Raw genomic sequence first — 20,347 nt, 5'->3', positions numbered from 1 at the left:
CAAACTGTTTTATAGGTAGTGACTAGGAAACCAAATGATTCAAACCCAACACTCTATTTTAAAAACGCCATTTATCGCCCTGCTTTTTTTAATGTTCCTCTCTTTAGCAGGTTGCTTTGGTGACTCTCAACCATCCGAAAACGATGTTAAATCCATGTCTTCACAATTTTTTGATAAAGAATACAGCGACCTATTTATTGCCAGCAATATTGTTAAGAACAATGGTTATAAACAAAACGACACCCATTATGTGGCTGAAGTGACCATTACAGGTACCGCACAACAATCTTTAGAAGATTATGCTAAGAGCGTTATGAATGACAAATCAATGTCTAGCCTTGAAAAAATCAGCAACAGCATGGCGCTGGGCATGATGAAACTTTCAATGCCCGCTTTTCAAGAAGGCGACCAATTAGAGTTTGAAAAAAACTACCTGTTTATTAAAACCGACAATGGTTGGCTGCTTAAAAAAGAGCTGCCTCAAACAGATGAAAGCCAAGCTTTGCTGCACTAAACCTGTTTAAAGCATCCATATAGGTTTACATAAGCGTATTACTAAACGCCCAGTAACCTCACCAATTAACATAAAGAATTAGGACAAAACTATGCCATTACTAGATAGCTTTACCGTTGACCACACCATTATGAATGCACCAGCGGTGCGTGTAGCAAAAACCATGACTTCGCCATCTGGCGACACCATTACCGTGTTTGATTTGCGTTTCAATAAGCCAAATGAAGATATGATGGGCGAAAAAGGAATCCACACTCTAGAACACCTTTTTGCAGGTTTTATGCGTAATCATCTAAACGGTGATGGCGTGGAAATCATTGATATTTCACCAATGGGATGCCGTACAGGTTTTTACATGAGTTTATTAGGCACGCCAACAGAAGACCGCGTAGCTAAAGCTTGGTTAGCCGCAATGAACGATGTACTTCATGTACAACGTATGGAAGATATTCCAGAGCTGAACGAATACCAGTGCGGTACTTATGTTATGCACTCATTAGAAGAAGCCAAACAAATTGCCCAAAACATTATTGACCACGGTATTGGTGTCAATAAAAACGCCGATATCGCTCTAAGCGAAGACACTCTAAAATCATTGGGTAATGAGGTTTAATATAACGCCATGAAAATAGCTATTATTGGAGCAATGGAAGAAGAGGTCTCGTTACTTCGCAGTAAACTTGAAAATCAAACCACTGAAGTACATGCAGGCTTTGAATACTATATGGGCCATATTGGCGATAAAGAGATTGTATTACTGCGTTCAGGCATTGGTAAAGTTAACGCGGCCATTAGCACCGCGCTTTTAATGCAATCCTACCAACCAGACTATGTCATTAATACAGGCTCTGCTGGCGGTTTTCACACCGATTTAGAAGTGGGTGATATTGTCATCAGTAGTTCTGTGTGCCACCACGATGTTGACGTAACGCCTTTTGGTTACGATTTAGGTCAAGTACCAGGCCTGCCAGCTTGTTTTTTACCTGACGATAATCTAGTTAAAGCTGCTCAACAAAGCATTGAGGCATTAAAAGAAGTGGTTCATATGCACGGTTTAATTGCCACGGGTGACCGTTTTATGCATCAGCCAGAAGATGTCACCAATACACGCAATAACTTCCCTGAAATGATTGCTTGTGAAATGGAAGCGGCTTCGGTGGCACAAGTTTGTCACACCTTTAACAAACCGTTTGTGATTATCCGCTCTCTTTCGGATATTGCAGGCAAAGAGAACGCCAAAACCTTTGAACAATATCTAGAACAAGCGGCCACTCACTCTGCCAAAGTGATTTTAGGTATGTTAGACCGTATTTAATTTAAACACGCTCTAACCAACAAAAACGCCCGCAAATTTAATCAAATTTGCGGGCGTTTTAATTTATCACTCAAAATAACCAGGCCTGGTTGTTTATACTTCTTTCCAGCCACCCCAGAACATCCAGCCCACATATTTCATCTTTTTCATTTCGCAATCTAGTCCTTCATAAGCACGTTCCCAGTTTAAGATTGGACCAAAGAAAAACGACATCATTCGCTGGAAGAAATTCATGTGCATGGCACTTCTGCGCTCAATATCTAAACAGCTTTCATAACGAGGTGTACCTCCATCATTATAGGAAAGACAGCGCCCCATACTGATCTTTGCACTGCTTGTGCTTGGAAGGCAGGTACCTTTATAGCCAATGTAAAAACTGTCATCCAGCACCACTTTTTTACTTGAACTGACGGAGCCGCAGGATTTAACTGACGACATCATAAAAAAGGTATCTAAACAACGATAGTCACTCACAGCTGAAGAGGGCGAAATTTCGTCTTTTTTGAAGGTACTTTCATCTTGTTCATAGGCAAATTTTTCATCCGAAGACCCCCAAGGCATAAAACTAAACATCATGTCTTTCATTGCGGAAAACATGCCTCCCGTTTTATATAAAGGGTCTTCACCATCATCAATAGCCAAAGGTTTGTGTTCTAAAATTTTTGAAAAAGCAGCATCACTATAACCCTGTGAGTAAAACATAAAAAAGTTGCTGGTATTGGGTTCGCGACCTATCCAGCCATCATCAAATTGCGCCCAAGGGTATTTGCTTGTATTAAGGTTTGATGGGTGCGGTGCCGTGTAGCCATAGTTGCAATACTCTTTACGTGCATCAGACCCCTTAACTGCAATCAAAGCCGCTTGACCAGCTGGAATGGGCGCCAAATCAGCGACTGTTAAATCCATATCTAAACAGGCTGTATAGCGGTTTTTACAATAGCAATCTGAGTCAGCATTTTGGTCGGCAAATGAGAGTGTATAGATGGCTTTGCCTTGCGGGGTATAGATACCCATAAAACTGTCGGTACTCCAAAGTTGAACCGCCACCGCACTAAAATCGGGTGGGGTGGTTGCACCTCGTGGGTTTGAAGCGTTACTGCTTAAAGCCACAAAATTACCCGCTGAATCTAAATTGCCAAACGTAATCTCTTTGTTGATATTGACTGATTTATCATCGGTAGCGGCAGCGTACATCTCTACTTTTGATAAGAGACTGTCCACCACAATATCAGTTTGATTGCTCGCAATAGTTCCTGCATCAATACCCGCTTTGGTAATAGCTAGCTCGGAACGCAAAGCAACACTTGCGACAGTGCGAGCGTAATTATCGAGCTCTCTATCAAGTATTTTGGCGTTTCCGTATTGCAGAATTTGCTCAAAGCTAACTAACCCTAATGCAATCACAGATGCGCCAAGTAGTGAAATAGCACCCTTTTGTTTCGTCAAATGATCTGGCGTTTTCATTGTTTCTCAATCAATGTAGTAACCAAAGCTAAATTATTGCTCGCTTTGCTGTTTAAAGGATCTTTGCGTAAAGCTTGTTTAAAATACTCTTTTGCTTGCCGATAATCGTTTTGCAACATAGAGGCAAAACCTAAATTGTTTAAACCACTGACTTGAGTAGAAATCTTGTCAGAATTTAACCAGGCCTGGTAGATTGGCTCTGCAATATCAAATGCTTCTTGAACGAGTGCCAAACGTGCCAATTCAGCTTCATCAGAGACCGTTCTATCGCTCGATTTATTAACATGTAACCAAGCAATCAACGCCATTGAGTTTTTTTGTTGTCCTTCATAAACTTTTGCCAACATTCTGTAAAGCCGCAGGTCGTCGGACTTAGCTTTGCGTAACTTATGCAACAAGCTTTCTGCCTGCTGATATCGCTGTCTGTTAATCTCTAACTCCGCTAGATCTAGAGCAAATTCATATTCATCCTGAGCACTTAATTCAGTGGCCAATGGCGGAGATTGTGGTCGTTCAAAAGCTTGTTTTTCAAGCTGACTTAGCTTGGTGGGTGATTGTGAACAGCCTGCAAAGAATGTGGCTAACAACACGAGCAATCCCAATTTAACCCATTTAAATTTTTCCAACTCTGACATTAGAATCCTCTCCCTAATAACACCATGCGCTCTCCTACCAATAAGATGAGATAAGGCAACATTAAAAATGGCATAATCACCACCGCCATTTTGGCCGAGGTTTTTGCAGCCTTCTCTTCCAATAGTTGTTCTCTGGTTTGATACATACGGCGTGAAAATTCACTTAACGCTTCACTAATGGAGCTACCTAACTTTTCATTTTGTATCAATACTTGCACTAAGTTTTGAATATCCTTGGTTGGATTTCTTTGAGCAAACTGCCTTAATGCGTCGATTCTTGGCACGCCAATCTGAATTTGGTCTAACAGGTATTCAAACTCAAAACAGATCTCTGGATGAAGCTCTTTTAACTCTGCTGAAACACGTTTAATAGCCACCAAATAACTTAAACCCGCATTCATACAGATATTGCACATATCTAAAAAATCAGGTAAATGGGTACTGATTTCGGCCAAACGGCGGTTTCCCAAATAGATTAATACTCTTTCTGGCAACAGCATCACCACAATCGGCGCAAGAATCACCCACTCTAATCTTAGACCGTACCAGCTCCATAAACTCAACATGACCAGCAGCGTGCATAAAATTGCGGTGTATTTAATAAAAAAGTAACCGCCAATGTGGTTTTCGTCTCTGAACCCCGCACTCACGAGCAGTTGCTGAGTCTTTTCAAGCTCTGTTCGGTTTTTTGTGCCAATCACACGTCCAAGTGTGCACCACCAACACGTTGAGTAGCGGCGGCTTTCAGTGGTGTATTGACTGGCTAAACCCACTCTGGATTTTAAGCGCTCTTTTTGTAGCTGTTTGGTTTGTAACGATAAAGCTCGGTTCACCAATAACCAGGTTACACCAAACGCCATAAGCGCAACCACCGCTAATAACACCGCTAAATCCATTCGTTAAAACCTCATCTTTAACATTTGACGCAAAATCAAAGAGCCTGTGCCAATCAAAAACAGTGCAATCAAGAACAGCTTAAAGCCCAGAGGGTCATGCAAGAAAAAGTTCATAGACTCGCGATCAAAAAGGTATTTGTAGGCAATATAAAGTACAGGAGCTCCACCAATAAACCATGCCGTAAAGCGAGATTCTGCTGTTAAGGTTTTTAACTTTGCTTGAAAGACATCACGCCGCCTCATCAATTTGGCTAACTCATTTAAAATCGCTGCCAATTGACCACCTGTCTCTCTTTGAATAATCAATGTAATTACAAAAAACTGCGCTTCGGGCAGTGAAACCCTACGCTGAAATTCACGCAAGATATCACGCATACTGATACCCAGTGTGAGCTGTTTATTCACCTCTTTCATCTCTTCGGCCAACGGCCCTGTCATGTCTTCACCAATTGCGCCAATAGCCCCGTCAATGCCATAGCCCGACTGCAACGAGCGCACAATAGAGTCCAACATCTCAGGAAACTGTTTACGGAGTTCTCTCTGTCTTTGATTAATTTTCAGCTGAATATAAATCATTGGCAAAGCAGGTAACACGAGCACTAAAAAAAGGTGTTCTTGAGTTAACACATTGAGTTTAGTTGCTAAGATGAATGCACTAATAAACAACAAGATAGCTTGAATAACAATAAGGCGAACAATCTCTTTTTTGTGGCCAATACCCGCTTTTTTAAAATGTCCTGAAAACCACTGATACCAAGCGCTATCTTTTTGTTGTAACAGGTGCTGAGAAACATCACGCCGCTCACTGGTGGAAATACCCACTCGATTGAGCAATACATTAAGCTGTTGCTCCTTATGGCGCTTTTGTTTAAGTGAGAGCGTAAAACCTAAAATAACAAAAGGCATCATCACCGCTAAACCAACAATAATAAAACCTAAGTCCACTAAAACACCTCTTTAGAAAAACTAAACAGCTCCTGCGGCAAGCGATAACCCACTGACTCACACTTTTTACCGCAAGTCGGGCGTAATCCCGTCGCTTTAAATTGCCCGTTCATGGTATCGGTTTGCTTGTTGTATTTATTTTCAAAGACAAAAATCTCCTGTAAAACAACATTTTCTTCTTCAATCCCCACCACTTCAGTCACTGATTCAACACGGCGTTTACCATCCTTACCCCGATTAACATAAATAATTAGGTCAATCGCACTGGCAATCTGTTTGCGAATAGAGGGCGCTGGAATATCGACACCACTTAAATTAATCATCAGCTCCAATCGAGCAATACTGTCTCTTGGGCTATTGGCGTGAAGCGTGGCTAAAGAGCCATCATGCCCAGTATTCATAGCCTGTAGCATATCAAGCACTTCGCCACCTCGAACCTCACCGAGCACAATACGGTCAGGTCGCATACGTAACGCATTTTTTAAGAGCTCTCGTTGCGTAACCTCACCCACACCCTCTGCATTAGGTGGACGTGTTTCTAAACGCACCACATGGGTTTGCTGCATACGTAATTCCGCACTGTCTTCAATAGTAACGGTTCGTTCATTTTCAGGAATTAAGCCTGACAGCATATTAAGCGTTGTTGTTTTACCTGACCCCGTTCCGCCACACACCAAGATGTTTAAACCTGCTTTTACCGCATAATCTAAAAAAGTAAACATCTGCTCGGTCATTGAACCGAAGGCAATCAAATCTTTAGGGCGTAGATGTTGTTCTGGAAAACGGCGGATTGAGACACTAATGCCATCAACCGCCAAGGGAGGAATGATAATATTGATACGTGAACCATCAGGCAGACGAGCATCCACCAAAGGAGAAGACTCATCCACACGCCGTCCAGTTGAGTACAACATGCGATCTACCTTATTACGAAGATGCTCTTCACTAATAAAACGCACATCACTAAGCTCTAGCTGCCCACTACGTTCAACATAGATTTGTTTGTAGCCATTGATTAAAATATCGGAGACACTTGGGTCAGATAGCAGAGGTTCAATTGGCCCTAAACCGTAAATCTCATCTAAAAGTTCAACCCCAATTTGCCTAACCTCAACCTCTGACAAAGGGTAACCCAGCTCAAGGGCATGCTCTCTCACCAACTCTTCTAAACGAGGACGCAGCTCTTGGCGAGTTTCCTGACTGTCGGCTTCATAAAAGGCATCATCTTCTGCAGCCTTTTTTTGACAACGGCGCTTTATCTCTAAAAGAGTAGGGTTTTGCGCCAGGCTTGCATCGGCAATGGTGCGACGCGCCACCGCATCATTTACCTCAGAGGACTCAGTCTTGGTATTTTTGGCCAGCGGTTTGCGTTGTTGCTCTACCTGTCTTAAACGATCACGCAAACTCATCTATTGCACCAGTGCTTTATCTGTCATCACAAGTGACTCTTGTGAGGCTTTGACGGGTTGCTTTTTTTTGTTCATAAAAAAGGAAAGCACTTTATTTACTAGTGAAGATTGATGTGTTTTTTGCTCTATTGGTATATGTAAACTGCCGTTATGTAGCATATTAGCAACGCCATTTAGCTGGCTATTCACAATAGAATCTGGGTTGTACTCTTTTAATAACACCCCCTCTTTAAGAGATTCATTAAAATCTACATAAGCATTAGCCACATGGATAACGGTATCAATGTCTAGAGACTCAATAACCTCATCCAACATTTCGTCGTCGTGGCTTGAGCTGCGGTTTAAAATCAATTTAACGGACTCTTTTATATAGCCCAGTTTTTGCGTTAACTGAATAACGGAGTTCACCGCACGTAAAGAAGAGAGGGAAGGTTCGGCAATTAAAACAATATTATCTGATTCATCTAAACAACTCAGCGTCATATCGGACAAGTCACTTGCACAGTCGATGATCACATGATCATAGTAACGGCGCAGCGATTGAATAATGGTTTTGATAATATCACCGTTCAAATTATCCAGTTCACTCACTTCGGTAGGCAGTGAAAGCACATATAACCCTGACTCATGTCGGCTTAACGACTTATAAATCAAGTTTTCATCAAAACGGTTTAAGTTGTATACAAAGTCTGTTAGTGAATAGAGACGCTGACCTTCCATATTTAGGTATAGAGCGGTGTCTCCTAGTGGCATATTTAAATCGACCAATACTGTTCTGCCGTCGGTCATTTCATTGAGGTGAGAAGCCAAGTTAGTTGCCAAAGCGGTACAACCAACCCCGCCTTTTAAACTGAATAAAGAGGAAACATTACCGTTTTTTCCCTGACGTCTTCGGTCTTGCATGTGCAGGATTGACAAAATATGCAACACTTCATTAGGGCACTCTATAAAACCTTGTACACCTTGATGTGACGCCTCAATAATAAAATCCGCATCCTTCTCTTTTAGCAAGACATAGAGTTGAACACCTTTTGCCATGGTCAATAACTGATTAACTTGGCTTAACGTTTGTTGCGCATCGCCCTGATACTCTAACAACACCAGTTGAATATCATCAGGCCAGATATGAGGAATTTCGTGCATAAATTCAGTGTGATATTTAGACATAATAGAAACACGAACGGCCTCTCTTAAATCATCATCTACACCAAAATAAAGCGCCTGTTTAAGTGCCATGGAGTTTGTTGAAAGCGCTTGTGTCATTATGGTGTCTCCAAACCAACTTTAACCGATAGCTCAGGTAGGGCACTTTGGCCTTCTGGCAACAGTTTAGCGAGCTTACCATGCCAAAAACCATCCGCCACACTTGGGCGAGTCATATTTTCACCAGGCAGGGTAATTTTGGCACCCTTTTCAATCGGCTCAACAAAGGTTGGCGTCACTAAAATAGCTAACTCTGACTGATCTTTTTCATAGCTGGTCGAACGAAATAGCGTGCCAATAACAGGGATTTCTGATAATAGCGGTATTCTGGAAACCGAACTACGCAGGTTATCTTGAATCAAACCACCAATCACAAAACTCTGACCTGCCGACATAGTAATAGTAGTACTGGTTTTGCGTGAACGAAAGCCTGGCACTTCAATACTGCCAAGCTTATAACCCGCACTTGTATCAATATTGCTTACCTCAGGAGCCACCGTCATTTGGATTTGACCCGATTCCGTTACAATCGGGCTAAAACGCAAGCGTACACCAAACTCTTTATACTCAATGGTAATGGTGTTCTCTTCTTGAGCGACAGGAATCGGCACTTCACCCCCCACTAAGAAGTCGGCGGTTTCACCAGACTGAACAATCAACTCTGGTTTGGCCAGTACACGCGCCAGGTTATTTCCTTCTAAGATAGAAAGCACGCCAAATAGATCACCCCCCGTGGAGTTTACCCCTATCTGAAAACCGTCTGAATGCGGAAAAGACATGGATGCTGGCGTACCCTCTGCAACGTGTCTAACATTTAATAAAAAATTAGCGGTTGTGCCTAAGTTTCCTGGTGGAAAAATACCAAACTGGTCTTTTTTATCTCTCACCCCAAAACCGCTTCTAAACGGATTGCCTTTAACGACCTCAGCCACACGAACTGATAATTTTATCTGCTGAGGACCTGTTACATTAATCATATTGACCACGCTCAACCCTAAAGCCGACACCACCGAATGTATGCGTTTCTTTTGTGCTTTATTAGGAACCGTTCCTCTTAACAAGACCATATAGTTACCTGCTAAAGGCTGTGCCCCTATTTCACCACTCGCGCTCTCTGACTGTAACACCTCTTTATCTTTACGTTTTTCGGTTTTTTGAGTACTTTCACCATCAATTTGATTACCGATTTCATCGACTTCTCGGCGTACAGCTCCTTCGGAATTTACCCAAATATTTTTTAAATCAAACGTCACAGTCCCTTGTGGGTTTAAATCCGTAAGCAAGGTTTGCAAAGTACTGGTAATTTCTTCACGGCGAGACTGGTCGGGTGAAACATTGAGTACCACCTGGTGGTCAATATTGGGTTGTTCGCGATAGGTGACAATCAACTGCGTTCGACCCGCACCTTTACCTGTAACTAATAGCTCACGGCTATTTAAAACCTTAGCGGTGGCTAACTCAGGATTAGCAATCATCGCTCGTTTTAACGCTTTATCAAACTTGATAATAGTGCTGTCGGTCTCGGTTAAGTTATAAACCTTAGCCAGCGCGGCAGAGACACTTGCTGGCATGGCCAATACCGCTAAACTAAAGGCACTAATAACCGCTGTGCGTGTTAACCCTTGCGTGTTTATTCTCATTGCGTAAATACCTCTTGAACTTGATCACCTTGCATAATTTGGATCACGTCTCTATTTTGCTTTGGTTTATATTTAGGCGGTCTCTGTTTGCTACGCTCTATCACCTTGACATTGACGCCATCCGTTTCAACCAACGCCACATCTGCAGGCCCCCTTAAAGCCAAATGAATCGCTCCCACATTCATGGCTAATGCTAATTGTTCAGCCTGGGTGGTATTGACGTTTAAGGCCACCATAGAGGCTTTTACAAACGCCTCACCTTCATGATTGTCTTGCTGTGTTTTTCTCTCTTCATAATTTTGACGCCCCATACGGTTGGTCTGGCCAATCGATAAAACCTCAATATTTTGTAGAATGGTTCGGCTCACCATGCGCTTGCCATCCGCACTTTCAAAAACACTAATAACATCCACATGATCGCTGGGATTAAGCATCCCTAAGAGCCCACTCTCTGCCGACACAGGAATGCGCATCGCTCTCATCCCCTCTTCAAGTAGCGATTCAACTCGCCCCTCATCAACATCTTTTAAGCCAATTTTCTTTTCTATGAGCCACTCACCTGCATAGATAGGTTGTTTAGCAATACGCCCAACAATATTGTCTGGGTTTACCACCACTCCTGATGCCACTACACCTTCGGTTGGCACCATAAGCACTTTGACATCATCGACATTGAATTTTTCACCGCGATAGATATCTCTATTAGCCACAACCACAGAGCGTAGCTCAGGTTTTTCAATCACAGTAACGGTTTTTACTTGTGCTTTACTCTCCACCTCTGCCACACGGCTTTCAACATAGCCATACACCAAACTGACCGCTAAGAGCGATGCCAAAAGTGCCACGCCGTATAAAATCAAATCACTACGTTGAAGTTTCATAGAATTCTCTTAAAAATGAATTATTAATCTGGTAGTAAACAGATTAGTCTTCGCAACTGTCTTTAATACTGATAATCGTATCGACATTAATGGGAAGTAACTCTGATAAAAAATTGGGAATAACGAGTGTATTGGCCGTACCTTTAAAATTAACCACATAGACATCAAAACCAGAAACTGCGCTTTTGGTAATAGTAGTTACACCAGGATCGGAATCCGAAAAGGTGATATTTTTAGTAGCCAGCGTTGTTTTAATAACACTGTTGATTGCGCTATTTGTACCAGTGGGCAAAACCACCGTTCCGCCACTGCAACTTGCATATTGAATGGAGGCACTTGGCGCTTCACCCTCTTCTAGGTTGCTGATTTCAGAAACTTCGCTTAGCATCGTTGAGTGGATATCGGTTAAAACGTCATTGGCCGCAAAACTATTCATGGCATAACCAACCACTTCTACCGACAATAAAATAACGGACACCATTACGGGCAAAAAATAAGCCGTTTCAAGTAAAACGGCTCCTTTCTGTTTTCGCAACCTACAAGAAGGCATAATTAGCTCGGAATCGAAGCTTCAACTTTAGTCTTGATTGCATCGCCAACAGAACCACCGCCACTTGTTCCGCCAGAAAACAATACTGCTGCAATCGCTGCAACGCCTGCAATTACAAGGGCGTATTCAATCATCGTTGCCCCTTTCTGTTTTTTCTGTTTTTTAGCTTGTAACATCTGAGTAACTTTTGCTGTATCTAACATAATTTTTCCTCGGTTTTATCAAACTTATAAATTTTTAGCATTGGCCTTCTTGGACCGTGGAGCTATTTAAAATCATCACTTTTACTAATTCAATAATTTTTATAGCAAATCATAAACAAAACTTTTGATTACTTCATAAGTATTTCTTCTCACCCAAGTTTTATTCAAAAACAGACTTATAACCTATTGAATTCATTAATAAAATAATTTTATTACCATTCATTAATCAAGCTTATTTAAGCAATGGCTAATATTAGAATATGCTGTAATTTATAGCCTTATAAAGCCATGATTTTGAAAAATAGATGTGTTTTGAGGCTTAATAAGGAAAGAAGTTATGGTCTTTAATAAGGTTTTGCGTCTAAAACTGTCGTTAGTTATGAGTTTTTTTTGTTAAAAACAAACGGAAGTGAATAAAGCATTTTCTTAATAAGAGGAGAAAAATATGGCTGATAAAACTGGACATATTAAAAGAGACCTTTGCACGAGTCGATGAACATATAAAAACGGCTATAATCCTCTATCTTCAGGCTAAAAAATTCTATCTCGTTTTTCTTACGTCCCTGACTCGTGCAAAGGTCTCTAAAAGTTAAATACCGCTAAGGGAGCTTAGCGATTTGACGACTATGAACCTTAGATAATAAGACTAAGGCCATAATGGCCCCAAATAGCGCATAAGCCATATCGGATTGGGTATCCCAAACATACCCTTGAGTCCCTAAAAACGCTTCGGCTGCTTGTTCTGAAGCCAATGCTACCCACCATTCAATTAGCTCGTAAAAAGCACTGAAGGCAAGCGCAATACTCACACTCATAAAATTGACCCAGGCCTGGCCATTGACAATATGCTTGCGAATTAAGATTTCTCTGGCAATTAACACGGGCACAAAACCTTGCGCTAAGTGCCCCACTTTATCGTAGTTATTTCGTGACCAATCAAAGGTGTATTTTAAGGTATCAAAAAAAGGCACTTCGGCGTAGGTATAGTGGCCGCCAATCATCAAGATAATACTGTGTATCAAAATTAAGAAATAGAGCAATGAGGTTAACGGGAAAATTTTACGAGTAAACACGATTATTGTTAAGCCAATCAGCGCGGGGACAACTTCTAAAAACCAAGTGAGTGTATCTTTTGGGTTTATGGCTGACCAAATCAATACCATAAAAAATATGGCAAGCCAAAGAAACTGTTTTAGGTGCATCTCTTTTAACATGACTCTGTTCTCATGGCTCTATTTTGATTTATGGTTTTGTAATCGTAACGATTCTACCAGGCCTGGTCAATTCTATAATGATTTGGCTATCTCTTTTTACAGACAATAAAAAACCCCGTAATGAAGTGACCCCAAAAAGTTGGACATTTTAGTTAAACGGCACTTAAGGCCTGATTTCGATATTCTATCGGAGTCAGGCCTTTTAGTTTCACCTTGATTCGTTTTGTATTGTAATACTCAATATAGTCTTTAATTTCTTCCATTAGATGCTCAGCGCTATTGAACTTCTTACGATGATACATCTCGGTTTTGAGGATTCCAAAAAAGTTCTCAGCAACCGCATTATCTAAACAGTTCCCTTTTCTTGACATGCTCTGAGTTAATCCATTCTCTTTTAGTAACTTCTGTACATCACTATGCTGATACTGCCAGCCTTGATCACTGTGGAATATCGGTTTGACTTTGCCTGTTAACTTATTGACTGCTTCTTTTAGCATGTCGGTCACCAGTGGTAGCCGTGCACTCTTGGCCACTCGATAACTAATCACTTCTTGGTTAAACAGGTCAATCACTGGGGATAAGTAAACTCGCTGTTCTCCGACTTTAAACTCCGTGACATCGGTGACCCATTTTTTATCCGGTGCATCAACACGGAAGTTTCTTTGAAGCACATTTTCGGCAATTCGGCCTACTTGACCTCTATAGGATCGGTAACGCTTTGGCCTGACGAATGACTTCAAGTTCAGTTCTTGCATTAAACGTTGAACGGCCTTCTTGTTTAAAAAGTGACCTAAGCGTCTTAACGCATAGGTCATGCGTCGATACCCATAACGACCTTTATGCTCATTACAGAGTTGTTGAATCGCTCTTTTAACGTCCGCATAACGATCAGGCAGCGCATTGCGCGCCTGATGGTAATAAAACACACTGCGCGCAAGCCCTGCGGCCTTGAGAAGATGTTTAAGTGGATAGAACTTTCTAAGCTGATCTATGAGCCCTGCTTTTTCTTGGTTTGGCGTTCTTTTTCCTGAAGCAGGGCATCGAGCTTTTTTAAATAAGCATTCTCCGCTCGACGGTATTCGAGTTCTTCTCGTAACTCTTCTAGGCTCATTTGTTCGGTTGGTTTAATGGTTTCTTGCTTTTGGTTTTTTTTCATTTTTCTACCCTGCTTTTTAGGCTGCAAGCCTGAAAGGCCGAACCGTTCGAATTGAGTGAGCCAAGTAGAAATCGTACCTGGAGAACTCATGTTATGGACAATACTGGTATAACTAATAGACCAGTTATTTTCACGCATGTGTTTTAGGATACGATATTTGTCTTCAAAAGAGTATGGTGTGTTTCGTTTGATAAACGCATTTTGACCATGGAAACGATAGACTTGTGTCCAGTAACGGATATAGCGATCTGGAATACCGAGTCGCTTGGAAATGGACAGACTGGATTCATGAGAAAGGCATTGCTTAGCAATCGCCAGTTTAAATTCTCGATTGTATTTGGACATGAAAAACCCCCAAAGTTGGTGTCCAACATTTGGGGGTCACTTCATAAACGGGGCTTAGTTGAATTTTTTCAGGCTTATAGATTAAGAAATCACGGTTAATTCTTGTTGAATAGCTTGTTGTAATTGCTCTGCATCAATGGGCGCTGACCAGTTTTCACCTTGTGCCATTGAACAGCCAATCGCACGATATTGCTGCGCTTGTTCTGGGCTTTCAACCCCCGTGGCAATCACACATAAGTCCAAACTTTTTGCCATCTGAACCAGGGCTTGCACCCATTTTTGGCCTTTTGCATTTGTCATCGTGGTCTGTAACCAGTCACGATCTAATTTAATCTCTTGTAAATTTAACTGAGCCAATAATGCTAAATCAAGTGGCGTTTTGCCCACTTCACTTAAAGTGATTTGATACCCCGCGGCGGTTAATGCATTTAACACATTTTGCAATGCTTCATTTTCATTTAGCGTTTTAATAGAGAACTCTAATTGTACTTGAGAAGCAGGCACTTCAAAGTTTGCAAAACGTTCATTTAGCATCATAACTAAGTCTTGCTGTTTCCATAGGGCATCCATAACAGGAATAGAAACAATCATGGCATCATTATATTGTTGCCACTGTTTTAAATAAAACAACCCTGAATCCATTAACCATGCGCCAACGGTATAACCCGTTTGCGAGTCATTTAACATTTCAATCCAGCTGGCTAAATAAGGTGTTTCAATTTCAGTCTCATCCCATTTAGCAGTTAGGCTTGCGCCCACAATGACACCCGAGGTTAAATCTATTTGAGGTTCAAATTGTAAGGCAATCTGGCCATTATCCACCGCATCATATAAACGATTAACCAAAACATGTTTTGGTGAAACAACGTCCTCTACAATCTCATCATAAAAGCGATACGTTTTACGACCACTCTGCTTTGAAACATAAAGAGCTTGGTCGGCATGTTCAACTAATTCTGTTGATGTTTTACCATCTAACGGAAAACGAGAAATACCAATGCTCATTGAGATTTCAACGTCATTACCATTAATCCAATAAGGGCGGCTTACTTCATTAATAATACGCTGGCAAACCACTTCAATGGTTTCTTTATCTGCGATATCGGCAAGCAACACCACAAATTCATCTCCACCAAGACGACTAACAATATCGCCCTCTCTTGTGGCCGACATTAAGCGAGCACTGACATTTCGTAACAGCTCATCACCTACTTGATGACCTAGGGTATCGTTTACCGCTTTAAAGCCATCTAAATCTAAAAACAGTAAACCAAAATCTGCTTTAGCTTCTTGGGCTTTTAAAACAAGTTGTTCAACAGTTGTATTGAAATAAGCACGGTTTGGCAAATGCGTTAAAGAATCATAGTTAGCCTGACGAAACAATTCTCGCGTACGCAATTGAACTTGTTTTTCAACTATCTCGGCAATCTCGCTTGAGATATCACCTGTATGAGAAAAGCGATTCTGTAACGCACGCATCATTTTTTTAACGCTAAAACCGCCCGCCTCTTCATGACGTTCAATCGACGTTTGTGTGCGGTTACGCTCAGACTGTAAAAAACGCTCTACTTCAGGTGAAGTAATCGATTCTTTTTTTACTGCGCTGCTTAACTCTAACATGGTGTTAACCTCGTATTCCGTTTGGCGGTCTCGGTGGCAAAAATACCGTATAATGCTCGGTGTTTTATTCTGACCGTTTAACGGGTTTTAACTGTTTACTTAAACTTTTACTTAAGTTTTGAATAAAGTTGCCGATATATTGGCTCTTTGTTTTTCTTAACTACCTCTTAGCAAAGGAGATGCCATGTCTAGCATTGGTACACCATTTTCTTCTACAGCCGTGCGTGTTTTATTGTGTGGCGCAGGTGAATTAGGCAAAGAAGTTGCCATTGAATTACAGCGTTTAGGCGTAGAGGTGATTGCCGCAGACCGTTACCAAAATGCCCCAGCCATGCAGGTTGCAGACCGTAGCCATGTGATTGATATGTTAGATGGTGAAGCGTTAAGAAAAGTGATTGAACTAGAAAAACCGCATATGGTTGTGCCAGAAATCGAAGCGATTGCCACCGATACTTTAGCGGCAATGGAAAACGAAGGTGTCAAAATAATACCAACCGCTCGCGCCACGCAATTGACAATGAACCGTGAAGGCATTCGTCGTTTAGCGGCCGAAGAGTTAAATATCCCAACTTCACCTTATGAATTTTCTGACACCTTAGAAGACTTTACCGCCGCGGTAAATCGTATTGGTATGCCGTGTGTGGTCAAACCGATTATGAGCTCATCGGGCAAAGGGCAAAGCGTGATTAAGTCTGCTGACGATATTCAAACCGCCTGGAACTACGCTCAAGAAGGTGGACGTGCTGGCAAAGGGCGTGTGATTGTTGAAGGCTTTGTGGATTTTGACTATGAAATCACTCTATTAACGGTACGCCATGAAAATGGCATTAGTTTTTGTGAACCCATTGGCCACCACCAAGAAGATGGCGACTACCGCCAATCTTGGCAACCTGCTGCCATGAGTCAAAAAGCCATAGCGACTTCAAAAGAGATTGCCGAGAAAGTGGCCAATAATCTTTGCGGTGAAACGGGGCGCGGGCTATTTGGGGTAGAACTCTTTATTAAGGGTGATACTGTCTATTTTAGTGAAGTCTCACCACGCCCTCACGATACAGGCCTGGTAACTTTAATGTCACAAGACCTATCTGAATTTGCCCTGCATGCACGCGCTATTCTTGGTTTGCCTATTCCCAATATTACCCAACATGGTTTCTGCGCATCGAGCGTTATCTTGCCAACAGGCACTTCAACTCAAACAAACTTTTCTAACCTACAACAAGCTCTAGCAGAACCTGACACCCAAATTCGCTTATTTGGTAAACCTGATATTGATGGGCGCCGAAGAATGGGCGTTGCCATTGCTCGTGCTGAAAGCATTGAAAAAGCGATTGAAAAAGCCAATAGAGTGGCAGATGCGGTAAAAGTGACTTTTTAACCCTGTGCATCTGCCCACTATCTATTGACTATTTAATGAGTGACTTGCACCCCGCAAGCATTCATTAACACTCAATTATTTAACATCTATTTATTGACAGTTCTTATTTAAACTACCAGGCCTGGCAACTCACCAGCTACTGAAAACAAGCAAATCAAACCTATTCAATCAATATTTTAATAAAAACAAAATTAATAAATTATTATTTAGTTTCAATAACTTACCAGTACTAAAAAGCCATTTAACTACTGCTAAAATTCTATTTACCCTTTGTTTAGCCCCTCTTTTGGCATAGCTTATGCTGAACGACAAATAAAGCAAAAACTTGAATACTAAAAATCAAGCATTGCAAAAAATACACAAGAAAAGCCATAACTGCTAAACACACTAGGGGAATAACATGACTTTAAACAACACTACAGCGCAAGAGATTAAAGCGCCAATTTTAGAAGAATATCATAGAAACCAAGAAGCAGAAAAACAGCTGGCCGAGAACCCTCGTAAAACTGTTTTACTCCTACTACAAGGTGCCGTTGATAAAGGCAACCTGGCAAAAGTTTGCCACCAAAGCCATGCTTTAGTCGAAAAAGGCTTTCATTTAGGACGTATGACTACGATTCTTGATGCTCTTCGTGATCGTTTAAGCCTGACTCAAGACACACCGTTAGCATTTGATTTAGAAGAACTTTACCGTTATGCCGATCAAAGTATTCAGGAAGCGGTATTTGAAAAGGATACCTTCTATCTTGATAGTTCAATTGAAATCCTTACTGAGCTTCGCGACGCTTGGTTAGAAATGATGCAGCAAACAGGGCAGCTGCCTGAAAACAATTAATATCTAGATATTAATAAATCACACTATCAATAGTAGAGAGCTTTGCATCATCAAAGCCTCTAATTAATGATTCTCATAAGCCAAATTCTATTTTCTGAGTTTGGCTTTTTTTCTTTTCGCTTTTTTTCCTTTCACTTTTTTCATTAGCTCTCTTATCTCACTAAATTGGCAATACCACTTTTCTTAACAAATAGCCTATATTTATCTTAACGGCAACTATCGCCTTATTTACTCTCGTAAAACAAACGATATATCGGTTTTTAAGCCATCATCATAGCAATCGGCAATTTTTACCAACCTATTGTTTTAAAATCACTTTTTTACAATACTTGAAACATAGTGAACAGTTTTAGCACTCTCTTGCATTGAGTGCTAAAAATAGGTTATATTAGCTTTATAAGAAAGTATTAATGGAGGGCAATGTATGTCAATTACAACTTACCCACAAGCAGAACAAGCGCAGACCTTACCTTCTGCACACGTATTAGCACACCAATTAGCGCCAGGCCAAAACCTGGAAAGTTATTTGCATACCATTCAAAGTGTGCAACAACTGACAGCAAATGAAGAAAAAGCACTTGCTGAAAAACTGTACTACCACGATGATGTTGAAGCGGCTCGTCAGCTCATTTTATCGTCACTACGTTATGTGGTACCAGTGGCACGTTCTTATAATGGTTATGGTTTACCTTTAGGCGATATTATTCAAGAAGGTAACATTGGCTTAATGAAAGCGGTAAAACGTTTTAACCCTGAAGAGAATGTGCGTTTAATGACGTTTGCCGTGCATTGGATTCGTGCCGAAATTAATGAGTATGTCATTAAAAACTGGCGTATTGTGAAAACGGCCACCACTAAAGCGCAACGTAAACTGTTCTTTAAACTTCGTAGCACCAAAAAAAATCTAGAGTGGTTTGGTGATAAAGATGCCGATGCGGTCGCTGAAGAACTCGGTGTAACACGTAAAGACGTTCTAGAGATGGAAACCCGCCTTTATGGTAAAGATTTATCTGTGGATATGCAGCTGGATGATGAGAATGAAAACATCACCTTCCCAGTATTAATCAGCCAGGAAGCGGATCCAGAAACGGCTTTAGTTCAATCTAACCAGGCAGAATATGAGCTAGCCCGCATGCAAAATGCACTCGCCAGTTTGGATGATCGTAGCCGTGATATTCTACAAAAACGCTGGTTAACCGATGATAAAGTTGGTTTAAAAGAGCTTTCTGCTGAGTACGGTGTTTCAATGGAACGTATTCGTCAGGTAGAACAACAAGCATTAAATAAATTAAAAAACCTCTTAGTTGCTTAAATAAGTTAGAACACAGTTATTGTGCATAACTTACCAGGCCTGCTAGAATTCATTTTCTAGCAGGCCTTTTTTATTTCTGGAGAGCCAGTGCCTTACCCTATTCGAGAACAAATAGAAAGCGATACAGACTTTAGTGTTTCATTATCCAAACTCTATTGGATTAGCTTTACCATGACACTCATCGCAGGTTACATCAATAGTGCTATCTTGATTGAATTTGGAATCCCTGTTAGCCAAATGACAGGGGTGAGCTCTCGCATTAGTGATGCATTGATTGATATCGATTGGATTGAACTGACAAAAAATCTCATGATTTTATGCGGATTTTTCAGCGGTGCAGTCCTTTCTGGCCTGCTAATTGGTCAATCCAAATACAAAACCACCCCAAATTATGGCTATGCCCTACTTATTAATAGCGCACTATTAACCATCGCAACGATCTTTAGCTTTATTCAATCTGAAATATCTATTTTATTAGCGGCCATTGCTTGTGGCCTACAAAATGCGTTGGTTGCCAGCTATCGTGGACTACAGATTCGAACCACTCATGTAACTGGAACAGTAACGGATTTAGGCGTTCATGTTGCCCAAAAAATTAAAAACAAAACCCCCTGGTCTTGGCAGGGAAATGTCTTAATTGTGTTATTTTTAGGTTTTATTATTGGCGGCATTATCGGTATCTTTGCCTATCGCATTTTTCCGAACTGGTCATTGATATTTCCTGCTGCCATTAGCTTAACCTTGGGTGGGCTATATCTACACCAATTTAAAAACACACCAAAAGAAAATTGAATAAAACCCCATAAGCTATACTTAACCGTTACATAATTAATAC

General features: G+C 41.0%; 21 protein-coding genes. 7 read left to right on the top strand and 14 right to left on the bottom strand.

The window, feature by feature from the left end:
* The first annotated feature begins 34 nt into the window (after positions 1 to 34).
* From A379_RS07990 to mtnN, 3 genes are all read left to right on the top strand, one after another.
* Positions 35 to 514 (top strand): hypothetical protein, encoded by a 480-nt coding sequence (locus A379_RS07990; protein ID WP_040727354.1) that lies wholly within the window; start codon positions 35 to 37, stop codon positions 512 to 514.
* 91 nt (positions 515 to 605) lie between these two features.
* On the top strand, positions 606 to 1,127 hold the full coding sequence (gene luxS / locus A379_RS07985) for an S-ribosylhomocysteine lyase (protein ID WP_040727353.1): 522 nt from the start codon (positions 606 to 608) through the stop codon (positions 1,125 to 1,127).
* Between the two features lie 9 nt (positions 1,128 to 1,136).
* Positions 1,137 to 1,829, top strand: coding sequence for a 5'-methylthioadenosine/S-adenosylhomocysteine nucleosidase (gene mtnN / locus A379_RS07980; RefSeq protein ID WP_040727351.1), 693 nt, complete (start codon positions 1,137 to 1,139; stop codon positions 1,827 to 1,829).
* A 93-nt stretch (positions 1,830 to 1,922) separates the two neighbouring features.
* Here the strand turns inward: mtnN and A379_RS07975 are convergent, their stop codons facing one another.
* The 14 genes from A379_RS07975 to A379_RS07910 all read right to left on the bottom strand — a co-directional run bounded on the left by A379_RS07975 (position 1,923) and on the right by A379_RS07910 (position 15,990).
* Positions 1,923 to 3,293 carry a hypothetical protein gene (locus A379_RS07975; protein WP_040727350.1) on the bottom strand — a complete coding sequence of 457 codons (1,371 nt, stop codon included), beginning with the start codon at positions 3,291 to 3,293 and terminating at the stop codon, positions 1,923 to 1,925.
* Positions 3,290 to 3,928 (bottom strand): lipopolysaccharide assembly protein LapB, encoded by a 639-nt coding sequence (locus A379_RS07970; protein WP_040727349.1) that lies wholly within the window; start codon positions 3,926 to 3,928, stop codon positions 3,290 to 3,292. The genes A379_RS07975 and A379_RS07970 overlap by 4 nt, the downstream gene beginning before the upstream one ends.
* A complete protein-coding gene (locus A379_RS07965; RefSeq protein WP_040727348.1) occupies positions 3,928 to 4,824 on the bottom strand; it encodes a type II secretion system F family protein in 897 nt (298 codons plus the stop codon). The genes A379_RS07970 and A379_RS07965 overlap by 1 nt, the downstream gene beginning before the upstream one ends.
* A gap of 3 nt (positions 4,825 to 4,827) precedes the next feature.
* Positions 4,828 to 5,769: a type II secretion system F family protein gene (locus A379_RS07960; RefSeq protein WP_040727345.1), complete on the bottom strand. Its 942-nt coding sequence runs from the start codon at positions 5,767 to 5,769 to the stop codon at positions 4,828 to 4,830.
* Positions 5,769 to 7,178: a CpaF family protein gene (locus A379_RS07955; RefSeq protein WP_040727343.1), complete on the bottom strand. Its 1,410-nt coding sequence runs from the start codon at positions 7,176 to 7,178 to the stop codon at positions 5,769 to 5,771. The genes A379_RS07960 and A379_RS07955 overlap by 1 nt, the downstream gene beginning before the upstream one ends.
* Positions 7,179 to 8,441 (bottom strand): AAA family ATPase, encoded by a 1,263-nt coding sequence (locus tag A379_RS07950; protein WP_040727342.1) that lies wholly within the window; start codon positions 8,439 to 8,441, stop codon positions 7,179 to 7,181.
* Entirely contained in the window at positions 8,441 to 10,021 is a 1,581-nt protein-coding gene (locus A379_RS07945) for a type II and III secretion system protein family protein (RefSeq protein WP_040727341.1), read from the bottom strand. Before A379_RS07945 ends, A379_RS07950 begins: the two co-directional genes overlap by 1 nt.
* Positions 10,018 to 10,902, bottom strand: a complete 885-nt coding sequence (cpaB, locus tag A379_RS07940) for a Flp pilus assembly protein CpaB (RefSeq protein ID WP_040727339.1) — start codon at positions 10,900 to 10,902, stop codon at positions 10,018 to 10,020. Before cpaB ends, A379_RS07945 begins: the two co-directional genes overlap by 4 nt.
* A 43-nt stretch (positions 10,903 to 10,945) precedes the next feature.
* Positions 10,946 to 11,452, bottom strand: coding sequence for a hypothetical protein (locus A379_RS07935; protein WP_040727337.1), 507 nt, complete (start codon positions 11,450 to 11,452; stop codon positions 10,946 to 10,948).
* Between the two features lie 2 nt (positions 11,453 to 11,454).
* Positions 11,455 to 11,655: a hypothetical protein gene (locus tag A379_RS07930; protein ID WP_040727336.1), complete on the bottom strand. Its 201-nt coding sequence runs from the start codon at positions 11,653 to 11,655 to the stop codon at positions 11,455 to 11,457.
* 599 nt (positions 11,656 to 12,254) lie between these two features.
* Positions 12,255 to 12,869: a DUF2238 domain-containing protein gene (locus A379_RS07925; protein ID WP_232744828.1), complete on the bottom strand. Its 615-nt coding sequence runs from the start codon at positions 12,867 to 12,869 to the stop codon at positions 12,255 to 12,257.
* A gap of 152 nt (positions 12,870 to 13,021) precedes the next feature.
* A complete protein-coding gene (locus A379_RS07920) occupies positions 13,022 to 13,948 on the bottom strand; it encodes an IS3 family transposase (protein WP_106381680.1) in 927 nt (308 codons plus the stop codon).
* Complete coding sequence (locus A379_RS07915; RefSeq protein WP_040725716.1) at positions 13,858 to 14,370, bottom strand: helix-turn-helix domain-containing protein; 513 nt, start codon at positions 14,368 to 14,370, stop codon at positions 13,858 to 13,860. Before A379_RS07915 ends, A379_RS07920 begins: the two co-directional genes overlap by 91 nt.
* A gap of 81 nt (positions 14,371 to 14,451) precedes the next feature.
* Positions 14,452 to 15,990, bottom strand: coding sequence for a bifunctional diguanylate cyclase/phosphodiesterase (locus tag A379_RS07910; protein WP_040727330.1), 1,539 nt, complete (start codon positions 15,988 to 15,990; stop codon positions 14,452 to 14,454).
* Positions 15,991 to 16,174: 184 nt separating this feature from the next.
* On the opposite strand from A379_RS07910, the gene purT reads away from it, so the two are divergent.
* The 4 genes from purT (at position 16,175) to A379_RS07890 (ending at position 20,304) form a co-directional block, all read left to right on the top strand.
* Positions 16,175 to 17,365, top strand: coding sequence for a formate-dependent phosphoribosylglycinamide formyltransferase (gene purT, locus A379_RS07905; RefSeq protein WP_040727329.1), 1,191 nt, complete (start codon positions 16,175 to 16,177; stop codon positions 17,363 to 17,365).
* Between the two features lie 400 nt (positions 17,366 to 17,765).
* Positions 17,766 to 18,200: a flagellar export chaperone FliS gene (gene fliS, locus A379_RS07900; RefSeq protein ID WP_040727328.1), complete on the top strand. Its 435-nt coding sequence runs from the start codon at positions 17,766 to 17,768 to the stop codon at positions 18,198 to 18,200.
* Between the two features lie 424 nt (positions 18,201 to 18,624).
* On the top strand, positions 18,625 to 19,512 hold the full coding sequence (gene rpoH, locus A379_RS07895; RefSeq protein ID WP_081696375.1) for an RNA polymerase sigma factor RpoH: 888 nt from the start codon (positions 18,625 to 18,627) through the stop codon (positions 19,510 to 19,512).
* An 87-nt stretch (positions 19,513 to 19,599) separates the two neighbouring features.
* Positions 19,600 to 20,304 carry a YoaK family protein gene (locus tag A379_RS07890; protein WP_040727327.1) on the top strand — a complete coding sequence of 235 codons (705 nt, stop codon included), beginning with the start codon at positions 19,600 to 19,602 and terminating at the stop codon, positions 20,302 to 20,304.
* The last annotated feature ends 43 nt before the right edge of the window (positions 20,305 to 20,347 follow it).

The sequence above is a fragment of the Thiomicrorhabdus sp. Kp2 genome, from assembly GCF_000478585.1.
Taxonomy (GTDB): Bacteria; Pseudomonadota; Gammaproteobacteria; order Thiomicrospirales; family Thiomicrospiraceae; genus Thiomicrorhabdus.
Note: the sequence above shows the minus strand (reverse complement) of the source record. Positions and strands in the feature narration are given on the sequence as shown.

What these genes read in the sequence shown, in the direction of transcription:
- A379_RS07990 (WP_040727354.1), top strand. Translation starts at nt 35, where the DNA reads ATGATTCAAACCCAACACTCTATTTTAAAAACGCCATTTATCGCCCTG.
- luxS (WP_040727353.1), top strand. Translation starts at nt 606, where the DNA reads ATGCCATTACTAGATAGCTTTACCGTTGACCACACCATTATGAATGCA.
- mtnN (WP_040727351.1), top strand. Translation starts at nt 1,137, where the DNA reads ATGAAAATAGCTATTATTGGAGCAATGGAAGAAGAGGTCTCGTTACTT.
- A379_RS07975 (WP_040727350.1), bottom strand. Translation starts at nt 3,293, where the DNA reads ATGAAAACGCCAGATCATTTGACGAAACAAAAGGGTGCTATTTCACTA.
- A379_RS07970 (WP_040727349.1), bottom strand. Translation starts at nt 3,928, where the DNA reads ATGTCAGAGTTGGAAAAATTTAAATGGGTTAAATTGGGATTGCTCGTG.
- A379_RS07965 (WP_040727348.1), bottom strand. Translation starts at nt 4,824, where the DNA reads ATGGATTTAGCGGTGTTATTAGCGGTGGTTGCGCTTATGGCGTTTGGT.
- A379_RS07955 (WP_040727343.1), bottom strand. Translation starts at nt 7,178, where the DNA reads ATGAGTTTGCGTGATCGTTTAAGACAGGTAGAGCAACAACGCAAACCG.
- A379_RS07950 (WP_040727342.1), bottom strand. Translation starts at nt 8,441, where the DNA reads ATGACACAAGCGCTTTCAACAAACTCCATGGCACTTAAACAGGCGCTT.
- A379_RS07945 (WP_040727341.1), bottom strand. Translation starts at nt 10,021, where the DNA reads ATGAGAATAAACACGCAAGGGTTAACACGCACAGCGGTTATTAGTGCC.
- cpaB (WP_040727339.1), bottom strand. Translation starts at nt 10,902, where the DNA reads ATGAAACTTCAACGTAGTGATTTGATTTTATACGGCGTGGCACTTTTG.
- A379_RS07935 (WP_040727337.1), bottom strand. Translation starts at nt 11,452, where the DNA reads ATGCCTTCTTGTAGGTTGCGAAAACAGAAAGGAGCCGTTTTACTTGAA.
- A379_RS07930 (WP_040727336.1), bottom strand. Translation starts at nt 11,655, where the DNA reads ATGTTAGATACAGCAAAAGTTACTCAGATGTTACAAGCTAAAAAACAG.
- A379_RS07925 (WP_232744828.1), bottom strand. Translation starts at nt 12,869, where the DNA reads ATGTTAAAAGAGATGCACCTAAAACAGTTTCTTTGGCTTGCCATATTT.
- A379_RS07915 (WP_040725716.1), bottom strand. Translation starts at nt 14,370, where the DNA reads ATGTCCAAATACAATCGAGAATTTAAACTGGCGATTGCTAAGCAATGC.
- A379_RS07910 (WP_040727330.1), bottom strand. Translation starts at nt 15,990, where the DNA reads ATGTTAGAGTTAAGCAGCGCAGTAAAAAAAGAATCGATTACTTCACCT.
- purT (WP_040727329.1), top strand. Translation starts at nt 16,175, where the DNA reads ATGTCTAGCATTGGTACACCATTTTCTTCTACAGCCGTGCGTGTTTTA.
- fliS (WP_040727328.1), top strand. Translation starts at nt 17,766, where the DNA reads ATGACTTTAAACAACACTACAGCGCAAGAGATTAAAGCGCCAATTTTA.
- rpoH (WP_081696375.1), top strand. Translation starts at nt 18,625, where the DNA reads ATGTCAATTACAACTTACCCACAAGCAGAACAAGCGCAGACCTTACCT.